This window comes from Vibrio sp. Isolate33 (assembly GCF_022397895.1).
Classification (GTDB): domain Bacteria; phylum Pseudomonadota; class Gammaproteobacteria; order Enterobacterales; family Vibrionaceae; genus Vibrio; species Vibrio pomeroyi.
The window spans coordinates 47,389-61,179 of the sequence record NZ_JAKEUP010000001.1 but is presented as its reverse complement, the minus strand read 5'-3'; the positions used below and the strand labels follow the sequence as shown (position 1 = coordinate 61,179).

General features: G+C 44.1%; 10 protein-coding genes. 5 read left to right on the top strand and 5 right to left on the bottom strand.

Annotation, left to right across the window (positions count from 1 at the left end; translation table 11 throughout):
* Nucleotides 1–123: 123 nt before the first annotated feature.
* Entirely contained in the window at nt 124–669 is a 546-nt protein-coding gene (locus L1D37_RS00260; RefSeq protein ID WP_017633065.1) for a GNAT family N-acetyltransferase, read from the bottom strand.
* A 166-nt stretch (nt 670–835) separates the two neighbouring features.
* Between L1D37_RS00260 and L1D37_RS00255 the strand changes: the two genes are divergently transcribed.
* The 3 genes from L1D37_RS00255 to L1D37_RS00245 all read left to right on the top strand — a co-directional run bounded on the left by L1D37_RS00255 (nt 836) and on the right by L1D37_RS00245 (nt 4,124).
* The gene (locus tag L1D37_RS00255) at nt 836–1,978 is read left to right on the top strand and encodes a fatty acid desaturase (RefSeq protein WP_239846451.1); all 1,143 of its coding nucleotides are present in this window, start codon (nt 836–838) and stop codon (nt 1,976–1,978) included.
* Nucleotides 1,979–2,257: 279 nt separating this feature from the next.
* On the top strand, nt 2,258–3,628 hold the full coding sequence (locus L1D37_RS00250) for an endonuclease/exonuclease/phosphatase family protein (protein ID WP_239846450.1): 1,371 nt from the start codon (nt 2,258–2,260) through the stop codon (nt 3,626–3,628).
* Nucleotides 3,629–3,833: 205 nt separating this feature from the next.
* Nucleotides 3,834–4,124, top strand: a complete 291-nt coding sequence (locus L1D37_RS00245; protein ID WP_239846449.1) for a putative quinol monooxygenase — start codon at nt 3,834–3,836, stop codon at nt 4,122–4,124.
* A gap of 231 nt (nt 4,125–4,355) precedes the next feature.
* Here L1D37_RS00245 and manA read toward each other — a convergent pair whose 3' ends face one another.
* The 4 genes from manA to mngA all read right to left on the bottom strand — a co-directional run bounded on the left by manA (nt 4,356) and on the right by mngA (nt 11,585).
* Nucleotides 4,356–5,543 carry a mannose-6-phosphate isomerase, class I gene (manA, locus tag L1D37_RS00240; protein ID WP_239846448.1) on the bottom strand — a complete coding sequence of 396 codons (1,188 nt, stop codon included), beginning with the start codon at nt 5,541–5,543 and terminating at the stop codon, nt 4,356–4,358.
* Between the two features lie 2 nt (nt 5,544–5,545).
* Nucleotides 5,546–6,712: a glycerate kinase gene (locus L1D37_RS00235; RefSeq protein WP_239846447.1), complete on the bottom strand. Its 1,167-nt coding sequence runs from the start codon at nt 6,710–6,712 to the stop codon at nt 5,546–5,548.
* 45 nt (nt 6,713–6,757) lie between these two features.
* Nucleotides 6,758–9,412, bottom strand: coding sequence for a mannosylglycerate hydrolase (gene mngB, locus L1D37_RS00230; protein WP_239846446.1), 2,655 nt, complete (start codon nt 9,410–9,412; stop codon nt 6,758–6,760).
* 238 nt (nt 9,413–9,650) lie between these two features.
* On the bottom strand, nt 9,651–11,585 hold the full coding sequence (gene mngA, locus L1D37_RS00225; RefSeq protein ID WP_239846445.1) for a PTS 2-O-a-mannosyl-D-glycerate transporter subunit IIABC: 1,935 nt from the start codon (nt 11,583–11,585) through the stop codon (nt 9,651–9,653).
* Between the two features lie 317 nt (nt 11,586–11,902).
* On the opposite strand from mngA, the gene L1D37_RS00220 reads away from it, so the two are divergent.
* Entirely contained in the window at nt 11,903–12,619 is a 717-nt protein-coding gene (locus L1D37_RS00220; protein WP_123285640.1) for a GntR family transcriptional regulator, read from the top strand.
* A gap of 221 nt (nt 12,620–12,840) precedes the next feature.
* Nucleotides 12,841–13,737 carry a hypothetical protein gene (locus L1D37_RS00215; RefSeq protein ID WP_239846444.1) on the top strand — a complete coding sequence of 299 codons (897 nt, stop codon included), beginning with the start codon at nt 12,841–12,843 and terminating at the stop codon, nt 13,735–13,737.
* Nucleotides 13,738–13,791 lie beyond the last annotated feature (54 nt).

Below are 13,791 nucleotides of genomic sequence, written 5' to 3'. Positions count from 1 at the left end.
AATGCTCGGGGCTTTGATTTTTTGTTTCAGCTTTATCGTGTCTTCAGGAGAAACCTACGTTAAAGCAACAAACTTATATTCAGCCAACTCTTAGTCAACAAACTCTTAGTCAATAAGAAGCTATTAAGAATAGGCTGCGCTGGCTGTCTTCTGTTCAAGTTCGACCGGAGAGCCCCAAGAGATGACCTTTTCGTTCACTTGGCTACCACACGGTGCGTTCCAAACCTGTTCCAACTCTTCTTTACCACCAATCGCTTCATAGAATGCAATGGCTTGATGGTTTTCAGACATCACCTCTAGGTAGAGCCCTGAATCGGAGTAATATTGTTGCAACCACTTCGATAGTTCAGACAATAAACGTTTACCTACGCCTCGACCGCGATAATTATTATCTACATGTAACGCATCGATGAACGTCCCACGCTCAAAGTTGTGATTACCAAACGCGCAAACAAAACCAACCAGTAAACCGCCTTCTTCAAGCAGTAAAACATGTTGGTTGAAAGGAGGATTTATCAAACGAGTCTGCCAAATAACAGATCTGTCCTCCAAAACATCATGTTCTAGGTAATCATCAGCAAGAATGCCACGGTAATATAGCTTCCAGCTATCCGCGTGTAATTGGGCAATCCGCTCATAATCTTTATATTCAGCTACCTTAATTTCCATTTATTAGCCCTTAGTACTTCCATTTATGACTTGCTACTACATTTCACACTACCTTTATACAATATTTAAGCAAAACATACTAATACACGTTTACACTTTCAATATTGACTTACACGTGTACGCTGATATTCTAGCGCACAGATGTAAGCCCAATGGAAAATTGCTAATGAATAGTGCCGACAAACCATCAACAAAAAAGCCGCCGTTAATCTGGCTCAATATCTTTGTATTCTCGTTTAGTATGCTGCTTGCTGTTGTTGCGGCTCCCGTTTATGGCTACTTTTTTGGCTATGGAATGGAGCACTGGGTATGGCTAGCGATCTGTTTTACGTTTTGTAATCTGTCGATCACGACGGGTTATCACCGTTTATGGTCACACAAGGCATTTGAAGCGCATTCAAGCCTAAGATTTCTATTTGCTTTGGGTGGTGCCTTTGCCCTGCAAAACAGTGCTCTACACTGGTCGTCTGATCACCGTGTTCATCACAAGCATGTCGATAACAATGACAAAGACCCGTACTCAGCAAAACGCGGCTTTTGGTACTCGCACATTGGTTGGATGATTCGTAACTACAGCACTTCAATGTACGAAAACTATGAAAACTGTCGTGACCTGAAGAAAGATAAGATCGTAATGTGGCAGCACAAGCACTATGTTCTTCTGGCGTTGATCATAAACTTCGGTGTTCCTATCGCATTAGGCATGATATACGGTGACGTGATTGGCATGTTGTTAATCGTAGGTGCGGTTCGTTTGGTACTTAACCACCACACAACATTCTTCATTAATTCTCTTGCTCACATCTGGGGTAGCCAACCTTTTACTGACAAAAACACAGCACGTGATAACGGTGTGCTAGCAGTACTCACTTTCGGCGAAGGCTACCACAACTTCCACCACATCTTTGAGAACGACTACCGTAATGGCATTTACTGGTGGCAATACGATCCAACGAAATGGTTGATTAAGAGTGCTTCATTGATGGGCTTAGCAAGCAAACTAAAGAAAACGCCTCAAGCCCGCATTGAAAAGGCCGAAGCGACCATGCTACTTAAGCGCACACAACAAAAGATCATGCACCGTGCCGACAAGCAACAAATCGCAGACAAGCTTCAACAAGAGTTCGATGCTCTAGTGTCAAACATGAACGAGTACTACGAAGTCAAAAAGCAGCTACTTGAAAGCAAGCGTGAAGACGTGGTGAAAAAATACGAACACTCTGTACTTAAAGTTCGTTATCAGCAAATCAAAATGAACTTCGAACAGCAGAAGAAAAATTGGGCGATGACGGTTGAGCAATATGCTTAAGGCAAAACAATACGTTTAACACACCAATAACAAAGCTGTTTGCTTATTATTCGAAAGCCCTCATATTGCTATGAGGGCTTTTTTAATTCACAGTTCTAATTAAATCCATGAATTTTAAGTCTTTATTCTGATTGCAGACATTAGTTCCAAATGTCACATTTTCAATGCAACATGATGTCAATTCAGAACCTCACCTGTGACAAGAATCACTTACAGAATGATATCCATCTCATAACATGCGCGTCCCAAATTTCTTTCAGCAATTAGCGGACCCACTTTATGAAATTGTTAAAAACATCTATCGCTTTCGCCATCTCTTCAGCACTTTTGATTGGTTGCAGCAGTGACACAGATTACGTTCAACCTGAAGAAGTAAAGATTGCGACTTATAACTTGTCTTTTGATCGTGCCACCTTCGAAGACCTTGTAACGGAAATGCAGATTGAACCAAGCGCTCAAGCAAAATTAGTGACCGACTATTTGGATAACACGATTGATGACGCTGACAAAGTAACAGCTGCCAAGGTTATCCAGATCCGCAACGTTGCAGCCGTGCTTCAAAAGAATCGTCCTGATGTGCTTATGATGGCTGAATTTAACAACGACGGAACAGGTACTGACAAATCAGCGCTCGAAGGCTTCCAGAAGAACTACCTTTCTGTCGCTCAAAGTATTGAAGGTGCGGGTGGTGACGCGAACCTAGAACCAATTTCATACCCATATTTTGAAAGCTATTCGACCAATACAGGTTTGCTGAACGAATTTGGTTTTGATTTAGACAATGACGGTAATTTTGGCACGCTTCCCGGTGACGCTTGGGGCTTCGGTTTCTACCATGGCCAGTACGCGTTCGCTTTGATGTCTAAATACGAAATCGACACGGCCAACACTCGCACATTCCAAGAATTTAAATGGAAAGATCTTGAAGGTGCTACCATCCCAACAATCACAGTGTGTGATGATCCTAGTAAGTTCCCTGCAGACATGGACTGTGGTGACGAGTGGTACACAGCAGCTGAATGGGAAGAAGTTCGTCTATCGTCAAAAAACCACGTTGACGCACCGATCCTAATTCCAACTAAAAACGGAACAGAAACCGTTCACTTGTTAATGTCACACCCTACTCCTCCGGCTTTTGATGTGGGTAAGAACATTGAGCAAAATGCAGCAGAAGTCGACTTCTGGCACCAATACATCCAAAACAAATCGTTCATCTATGATGATTCTGGAAAAACGGGCGGCCTAGAACAAGGTAAGCACTTTGTTATGATGGGTGACCAAAATCTAGATCCTGTTGATGGCGACGGCATTAGCTCTGTAATGCAAGATCTGCATAACGACTCATTAGTTAATCAAAAAGTCACCAACGGCAGTCTATACCCTACTAGTTCTGGCGCCGATGAACATGCGGTAGATAATTCATTGCCTCACCCACAGCCAAACCGGATCACTTCGACATTTGGGCTTGCTGTAGACTACGCACTGCCGTCAGCTACCTTAAACATTGTTGAATCTGGTGTTTATTGGTCAGCTTCGTATGAAGAAGGGCGTAAGCTATTCAACGACTCACGAATTGGTGATGATGGTAACGGTAAAGATGTTTCATCTGACCACCGTATGATCTGGGTGAAAGCGGACTTCAGTAACTAAGCCAATCAATTGAGATCTAAGAAGCCCTCATATTGCTATGAGGGCTTTTTTTAATAAGCTTAACCGATTACCACTAGAACTATGCTCTCGAGTTTGAATTGTGGATGCAAAGAACCATAGTTATTGGATTTCAGAACTCTTTCTTCAATCAGAATTTATAACTATATTACTTTAACTTATAGAGTTTAAAGCCGAGGAATTGAAAGTGAGCAAACTGACGATTATTGCAACGATCGTCTCTAAAGAAGACAAAACTGAGCTAGTTAAATCAGAGATGATTAAACTGATCGATAAAACCCGTGTTGAAGACGGCTGTATTAACTACGATCTGCACCAAGATAACAGTAACCCTGCTCACTTTGTTTTTCATGAGAACTGGGAGTCTGAAGCTCATCTAGAGAAACACTTAGCGAGCAAACACATCGCTGACTACATGGCTGCGACTGAAGGTTGTATTGAAACCTTTATGCTTAACAAAATGACGCATATTGCTTAACCAGTCACTCAATACTGATTCAATAAAAACCCTGCTCTGGTTGCAGGGTTTGTCTTTTCTACAAGCTTATATCTAATCATTCTAATAATGAAAAAAACCCGCCAGAGTAGCGGGTATGGTCAATAATCATGACTGTCAAAGACAGATAGGTAACAACCATCAATCCAATATTGAGTACCACTTTACAGTGGCACTCTGACATTTCTTTTGCTGATCGCTAGCACGGGGGCACTAGTTAAAAGCACGAGCCAAAATGCCATTCCCTTGATATTGGTAAACGCTTGAATTACTACTTACAAAGACCGACTCTCCGGGCTTAAGAGAAACTGACCGTCCTTCTGAAGTGACGGTCGCCTCTCCTTCCACACAGAACAAGATCTCCGCGCTACGTAGATACTGTGACTTGCTCTCATCAGTCGCAGACAAGATATCAAAACCAAAGTCATCCACTGGAATCGGATAGCTCATCTTGCCCTCTTTCAATACAGGTTTAAGGCGGATATCTTCTGGCTTAATCGGCTCAAAGATTGTGTTGTCGATAAGCTCAGGTACATCGATATATTTGGGAGTGAGACCGGCACGCAGCACATTGTCTGAGTTTGCCATAATCTCTAAACCCGTACCTTGAACATAAGCATGTGGGGTTTCTGCGAACAGGAACATCGCTTCACCGGGCGCCAGTTCAACCGTGTTAAGCATTAATGGCGCAAATAAGCCAATATCACCTGGATAATGCTGCTTGAACTCAATGCTGTATTGAAGAGCTTCACGCCCCATGACCGTTTTGGCTGGTCGCGCATGTGCAGCATAAAGCTCATTAAGTGCAGCATCTTTACGCTTACCTTCAAGCGACATAATTGCGCTAAAGAAAGATTTCAGAGAATCACTGTCGGCATTGGCTTTAAGCACATTAAGCTCAATCGCTAACGAAGGAATATCCGTTTCTTCGAACAATGCAATAATATCGTTGATTGGACGAAAGCCATTCATCGCTTTGTAGAAGGTCAACGCATAAACCAGCTCAGGCTTGTGGTTTGGATCTTTGTAGTTACGATTTGACGCATTCAAAGGGATGCCGAGTGCATTCTCACGCTCAAAACCTAATTCAGATTTACGCTTGTTCGGGTGAACCTGAATCGATAACGGTGTTTCGGCCGCCAACACCTTAAACAAGAAAGGTAATTCACCGAAACGTGCCGCCGTGTACCCGCCTAAGACGTCGATTTTATTTTCATCAATCATGTGAGAAAGCGACTCACCGGTATCACCTACTTTTGAGCAACCATTTGGATGAGCTCCCATCCAAATTTCTGCTTGCGGTTCTTGGTTTGGGTTCACAATACCAAACAGTTGGTTGATGGAGTCTTTGCTTCCCCATGCGTAGTTTTGAATAACGTTGTCGAGTTTAAATAGAGACATAATTACTTCTCATTAAAAATCTGGCCGCCAAGCTTGAGCGTGGCAGCGATGTTACGGGCACTGCGAGTCAGATTTTGGCTCGCTTCTGATAAAACTTGGTCTAAGGACTGAGGTGAACGTACAGTTCCAAACAGGCTAGACATTGAGCAGTAAAGCTTTTCAACGTCTTTACCCAAAGAGCCAGCGATACCAATGGTCGGAATATTCAGTTTTTGAGCACGCTGAGCGATACCAAATGGAGTCTTACCTTGCAGGGTTTGGTTATCCATCTGCCCTTCACCCGTCACAACCAATGAAGCGCCTTCAAGAGCCTTATCCGCATCCAACGCATCCAGTACCATCTCGATACCCGCTTTAATTTGGATATTGAATGCCAGGCTTAACCCTAGGGGTGTTCCACCAGCAGCACCAAAGCCCGTGCTGTCGCGATGATTAACACCTGTCTGCGCCTGAGCAATGTCGGCAAAGTGCCCAATGGCAGCATCAAGCTGTTGAACTTGAATTTGTGAGGCACCTTTTTGCGGACCAAACACGGCACTTGCTCCGCTTTCGCCACATAATGGATTATTCACATCACACGCGACCACGAACGTCACTTCCTTGCATTTAGGGTGCAGTCCATCAAGATCGATGCTTGCTAACAGACTTAATTCGGCGCCGCCACCAGATAACTCGTTGCCTTGCTTGTCTAATAACTTGCCTCCCAACGCTTGTAAAATGCCTGCACCTGCATCATTGGTCGCGCTGCCACCCAAACCAATAATGATTTGTTCAACACCTTGATCTAATGCATCTTTAATCAATAGCCCGGTACCAAACGAAGATGCGATTAACGGTGCTCTTTCTTCTACAGTTAATCGGTCTAAACCCGATGCTTGAGCAAATTCCACCAAGGCAGTTTTTACGTTAGCGCCATCAACTGTCTGTTTTAACGAAGCCCAATATGCCGTACATTCTCGACCTAGTGCGTCTGTTGTTTGTAGCAGCTGTTTCTTACCATTACGCGCGGTCAACAGCACATCTACGGTACCTTCACCGCCATCAGCGAGAGGCAGTTTTACGAACTCTGCATAAGGGAAAACATCAGCAAATCCGCGCTCAATGCAAGACGCAACTTGATGAGCGTCGAGTGATTCTTTGAATGAATCGGGGGCAATTACAATTTTCATTGTCGTTCACCATTCCCGCCCACCAAGGTGAGCGGGTTATCGAAATTAGAATTTGATTTGGAATGTTTTTGCTTGGCAAGATGCTAATTCGCCAAAAGATAAGTCGCCAAAGGTTTCAGTTGCTGCATCACCTTCGCGTACGCGCTCGTCCATGCTTGTCTCTTTCCAACTTGAAACGGTTCTAGTGAACGAAATTGAATCTGACACTGAACCTGTTTCTGCCGGGTTGTAGACACGCATGATCAGTGCATCTTCGTCTTCAGCTTTCTTAAGCACACTTAATACCGCACCTGCTTGTTGCTTCGATAGCAAGCTGAAGCTCATCGGTAGGTTTTGTTCGCCCACATTCAGCTTCATCGCGTTGTAAGGGATCTTGTTGTAACATTCGATTTGAGTGACATTGTCACGTGCTTGCGCCATGATGTTCGCGTCAATGTGGTTACCCGAGAAACCACACAGTGTGAATTCACACACTAACTTGCCGCGCACTTGTGAATCTGGTGTCGGGATCTTGATACCAGAAGGACGACCCGGACGAAGCAATAGCTCTTCTTTACCCAACACGCCGATACCACGGAACAATGTCAGTGCGAAGGTATCTCTGTTTTCGTCACCTTGAGATGCAATCACTTCAAACTCACGCAGGCCATTCGACATGATCGCCATACCCGCTTTGCCGTTTTCTAGCGCTGCAAAGTTCATTAACTGATACACAGGAACTGGTGCTTCTTTCCACTTCTCTTCTTCCCAAACCGACATTGCAGGGTCGTTGGTTGGGCGAGTAATGCAACCGAACTGGTTATCTGCAACCACAGTTTCAGAAACAAATGGCGTTGGTACTAAAACACGTACGCGGTGATCGTCGGCTTGGTTGTCTAGTTCCATGCGAACTTCGATACGGCGAGAGCCTTGTTTCAATACCACTTGGCATTGCGCTTCTACAAAACCGTTTTGACCCGTACGTTCTTCACGCTCTGCCAGGTTTGCAGGCACGTTCATACGGAAAGCGATGTTCGCTACCGATTGGAAGCCTTGGTGGTCAATCGATGTTTCTACCGGGAATTCATCTGAGTACAACAGCCACTCTTGACGAGATGGTGAGTAATCGTACTCATCACCGTCATCAGAACCGTCTTCTAAGCGAAGTACTTGGTCGAATACTTGCTCTGTCTCTTTATCGAAAATAGTCAGAGTACCGTTGTCGTTTACATTGATTCGGTAGTATTCGTTCTCTAGCAAGTAGTCTTTGTGCTCCGCAACTTTAACTGCGCCCTTCTCATTACCTTGGATGTGTAACGTGGTGAAGCCCATCGCTGGCACAGTGCGTTTTATTTGAATATCAAATTCCATGAACGGGTCGTAGTTGCCGTAGTGAACGATTTGACGGTCTACTTTACCTGGGTCGATTTGGCGCTTGTCTTGGATGAAGTACTCAACTGGGTTTGCGTTTTCATCAAAGATAGAAAATTCTTGAGCACGGATAGTGATGGTTGTGTTCACCACTTCTTCACGCTCGTACGGAGAAAGGTTAAACATCGCCAGTTTGTCGCAACCTTCGCGATCCGGCATATGGTCAACGATTTTACGTTTGTAGAAGTGAATCAGGTTGGTCGCCATGTCATCCGCAAGGATGTAACGGTTTAGGATTTCAGCGTGTACCTTGTCTGAACAACAGCAACCAATAGAGTCATGAGCGTGGTTCTTCATGCTCTCTTTCCACATTTTCTCAATCAAACCGTGGTGGTATTCAAAGCCTAATGTCCAAGCGATAGACGCTAAAGGTTCTAAGATGTTTACAATCTTGTTTTCGATTTCCGCGTGGATCAGTTTGATGTCCATACGTGTTGACGAAATCGTGCGGTGAACACGCATGTATTTACCGTCGTTGAATTCGCCTTTGATTGTGTCGAGTTGGTCGCGTGCTGCTTCTACTTTCTCAAATACTTCTTCGTAACGGCTCATTGAAAACTCACGATCTGGGTAGATTTCGCGAAGCTTGTCCATTACTTCAAAGATGTCTTTTTGAATTGGCATTTGGTCGTGACCATTCGGCAACAAGATGTCTTTGGTTACCGATGGTTTCTCTAGCACTGGGAAGTACTTATCTAGACGAGCACGCAGGCCTTCTTCATCTTGTGGAAGGTATTTACCAATCGCGTAACCCAGCGGAAGCACTTGTGCCGTTACCTCACTGCCGTCGTTTGACTGCCATAAGAATTCTGTTTTGTTGGTGCCGTGACGCTCTGAACAACCACGCCAGAACATTGCACGCGTGATATCGAAGCCGTTGTAGATCATCGGCAGCTGAGAACTCATGCTGAATGAATCTGGTAGGTAACCGATCTTCATTGCATCGCCAAATTTCATACAGTCGCGAATGCCATACATCATGTTACGTACAATCGACTCACCAGAAACTTGCATTGTGTCGGTTTGAGAATACCAAGGGCCAATAATTAGCTTGCCCGCTTCAACCAATGCTTTTACGCGTTCTGTGTTCTCTGGTTTGATCGCAAAGTAATCTTCTAGGACGGCAGTTTGACCATCTAGAACGTAGTATTTGTATTCTGGATCGCTCTCCAGACGGTTCATGATTTCTTCCATGTTGTTCACTAGAAGAATACGAGACTCTTCTGTTGTGAAATACCATTCACGATCCCAGTGCATGTGTGGAGTAATATGTACGCGTGATGTAGTCATAATCATTTACCTAAATGTGTCGCTTCGAGTAAACCCTAAATTCGAACTCAAATACGACTAAATTAAATTTTTTCAAGGGGTTAAAATTGGCTACCACTAAATTTAGGGTGCAGAAAACCACGCCTAAAATCTGTGTGAATAAAACCGTTAGGAGCACAGGTATTTAGGACAGCCAAGTTGTTCGTTATTTTTTATATGGTGCTTTTAATGACGAGCTATAAGTGAGCTCAAAATTCGGTTAGTTCTGTGTTGCAGTACTTGCTTCAAACTTACCCTTTTTTACAGCGTGACCACGCCACATCAGAAGAGTAATGGTTGAAATCACTGTGCCGACAATGGCAGCACCGAACCAGATTGCAGCAGCAGAGAATGCGCCCAAACCTGAATCGTGTAACAAGAAGATAGAGAAGATACCTGCGCCCGGAGTTGATAGACCAATACCTGCCGCACCAACCATTGCACCTGTAACCACAGAGCCTAGTAAGAATGAGCCGATTACACGGATTGGATCTTCAATCGCCATTGGGATTGCACCTTCGGTAATACCCGCTAGGCCAAGTAGCCATGTAGATTTACCAGTTTCAATCTCAAAGTCTTTGAATAGACGTGGAGCAATCATAGTTGAAGCCGTTACCGTGAACGCCGATACCATTTTTACTGAGCCAAAGATTGCGTAAGGACCATAAACACCGTTCGCCATTGCACCTAAGCAGAATGCGTAAGCAGCTTTGTTTACCGGACCACCTAAGTCGAATGATACAAACAGACCCAGAATCGCACCCAATAACAATGCGTTAGTGCCTGACATACCGTTCAACCAGTCCGTTAGGCCTTGGTTTAGGAACGCGACAGGTTTACCGATAACAAACAGCATCAAGCTACCTGCCACCAAAGTACCAATCACAGGATAAAGGTAGAAAGTAAGGAAACCGTTAAACGCAGGACCCAAGCGAACATGCTCTTTTACCCAACGCATTACGTAACCAGCAATCAAACCACCAACAACACCGCCTAAGAAACCTGAACCAATGATGTTTGCAGCAATACCCGCGGCAAAACCAGGACCGAGTGCCGGTTTGTCGGCTAATGAGTAAGCAGTGTAAGCTGCCAGTACAGGTACCATTAATGTACCTAATAGGCCGCCACCTAGTTTGCGATACATCCATAGCCAAGAATCTTTTGTTGCGTAAAGCTCTTGCAGGTCAAAAATTTGCGCGATAAGAACAGCAACCGCAAGAACAGTACCACCAGCAACGATAAGAGGAACTGCGTAAGAAATACCAGAAAGCAGCGCTTGTTTAAGCTCCGTTTTCAGTGGCAATTTCTTAGGTTTGTCGTCAGTAGCTACTGTACGCTCTGCACCGTTACCTTTTTTCGACTCTTCAATCGCTTCATTTAGAATGCGTTCACCGTGTTTAATCGGCTCTGCAACTGACGTTTCAACACGAGGGATTCCGTTAAAACGATCCACTTCTTTAATCGCAACTTCAGCAGCAAAAACACACGCTACAGCATTATTAAGTTGTTCAGCCGTTAAGCGATCTTCAATACCGTTTGCGCCCTGCTTTTCAACATGGACCTTGTAGCCAAGCTTTTTGCCCGCTTTTTCTAAGTACTCAGCTGCCATATAGGTGTGAGCAATGCCTGCAGGGCAAGCAGTAACACATACAATTGTCGGCGCATTTGTATCTAAGTTGTCTTGTTTTTCTTCTTGCTGATTATCGCCATCAAGAAGTGCGAAGATTTCATCAGCGGTTGTTGCTTTTAATACCGCTTCACGAACATCGTCATCAACCAATGTGGTTGTCAGTTCAGTCAGCAGATGCATGTGGGTAGAACCCGCTTCAGCATTTGGAATGGCAATTAGGAAGATAAGATTCACATCTTCGTCTTCATCTAGGCCTTTCCATTTCATGTCTTCTTTTAGTGTTGCCACTGCGAAGCCGGCTTCTTTAACCGCGTCAGTCTTGCCGTGCGGTACTGCTAGACCTTCGCCAAGCGCTGTCGGGCCTTGCTCTTCACGAGCAAATACTGCATCAAGATACTCTTGCTTGTTGTGCAGTTTGCCTTGCTGATCCAGTTGGTCAGCAAGTGCGTAAATCGCTTCTTCTCGACTGCTAAACGTAGTTTGCAGATTTACGAGCGACTTATTCGTTAGAGTAGTAAGTTTCATAACCTTTGTCCCATAGTCACGGATTAGTACGACAGTCGTCCCTGTCGACGATAGGAATAATACAACTTCAAGACATTTAATCCGTGATCACGATCTCACCAATACATATTTGTATTTAATTTGTATTTAAATCGTATTGGTAAATCCTTTAAGAAAGCTTGTTATGTATCGTTTAATTTGTATTATATGTACTACAAAACACCGATACGACGCTCACACTAACCTTGAGAGCAAGGCTTATATAGAGCAAATTTACGTATTTAAGGTACAGGTTGTTGAACAAAGTCTAGTTGTTCTAGCGCACAAATGAGGCAAAAATGGCAAGACTCCCGATGTATCGCCAAATCGCAGATGCAATACGAGAAAAGATCAGTTCTGGTGAATATAAGGTTGGAGAAGCACTTCCAACAGAAGCGCAATTGCGCGAAGTATTTTCTGTCAGCCGTGTAACGGTTAGACAAGCGCTGAAGCTACTGATCGAAAATGATGAACTTGAAAGCGTGCAAGGCAGCGGCACTTACGTTAAAGAGAACAAAATCAATTACGACATCTATAAGCAGTCTAGCTTTCAAGAAAAGTGGGCGCATTTGGATGTGGTTACCCACAGTGAAGTGCTGGCTTTTGAAATGAAGCCTTGTTCTTTGGCGATGTCTGAACATCTAGATATCAAAGAAGGCGAATTGGTTTTCTACGTAAAGCGTGTTCGTTTCATCGACAACAACCCAATCACAGTTGAAGAAACTTGGTTGCCTGTTGCTTTGTTTCCAGACCTTACGTATCAAGTGATGCAAACATCAAAATACGACTTTATTGAAAACACCAAAGGCATGGTGATTGATCGAAGTGAGCAAGAACTGGTACCGATCCTTCCACCAGAAGATGTGGCTCATCAGTTAGGGATCGACCCTGCTCAGCCGATTATTGAAAAACGTACTCGTGGTTACCTAGCTAATAACACAGTATTTGAATACAGTCGCAACTACTTCACATCTAACGATTACCGATTCACTTTGGTCGCAAGACGCCAACGATAAGACTTAATCTAGCGCTGCACCTAACCAACACAGAGGACGCCTGTTCTCTGTGTTTTTGCACATTCCCTACTCATAATACTAGTTTCAACCACCCCAAATATTCCTAAACCGATATCAAACAACCTCACGAAAGATCATTCACCTTCATTCAAATACCGTTCGCACGCTTTGACCATAAAATGAACGCCAAATAACAAGAGCAACCGTCGACAGGAATGTAGATGAATACCAAACAACTTGAGGACGCGGTCAATGAAGTGACCTTGTTCAATCAACACCTGCACTTAACCCAATCCGTCCATACCATTCCTACACCAAAAGTGAATTGGGAGTCGATTGCTATGGAACCGGCTCCTGTAATGCCAACGGTTCGCTTCGACCATAAAGTCAAAGCCATGGAAGCGCTCGACGAGTACAAACCCAACTGGCTCGATATGCTGCTGGGCAACAAATCCAAGTTGTATACCCTCACCGCCAATATTGAGCGAGCGGCAGAGAAAGACATCGAACAATACAAAACTGAATTTGTACATTGGGTGCAGAACTACAGCTACTGGGCCAAAGGCAATCAATTGTCGAAAGGTGTTTTGAATAACGATAGCCAAGCGAAGCTGTCTGCCCTTTCTGAAGCTCAACAAAACACGATGAACGCCGCAGTGGTCGACACTAAGCTGATCAATCATAACTTTAATACCTATAAGAACGGCCACCTGTTAGAAATCAATATTCAGGTGAATAAGCACAACGTCATCCCTAAAGAGAAAAAGGTATTGTGCCAAGGTGAGGTAAAGCTAGAGACCCTGTCCCTATCTGAAAGTAATGCACTGTATCGAGAGTATGTGTGTAGCTGTGTTCTTAAATGTGCTCAAGACTCTTTCAACGTATTACCTGAGACAAGCGTGGTGATCAATGTTGAGCAAGTTTCGGCTGATCATTCCAATGAGACGATTCTTTCGTGCCATGTCGAGAAAGGCTTGCTGGAGTTCTTATTGATTGAAGACGACAAACCTTCTGAGATCCTTGAATTCTTTGTCCACATTGAAGATTTCAACCCGCATCGTGGCAACGGGTTCTCTGAGATTAAAACCATCTTCTCCCCTTTGCCTATCGCGTCGTAACTCAGTTCACCTTTCGACTCGAACATAGACTACTCATCACGACTAACTGTTAGT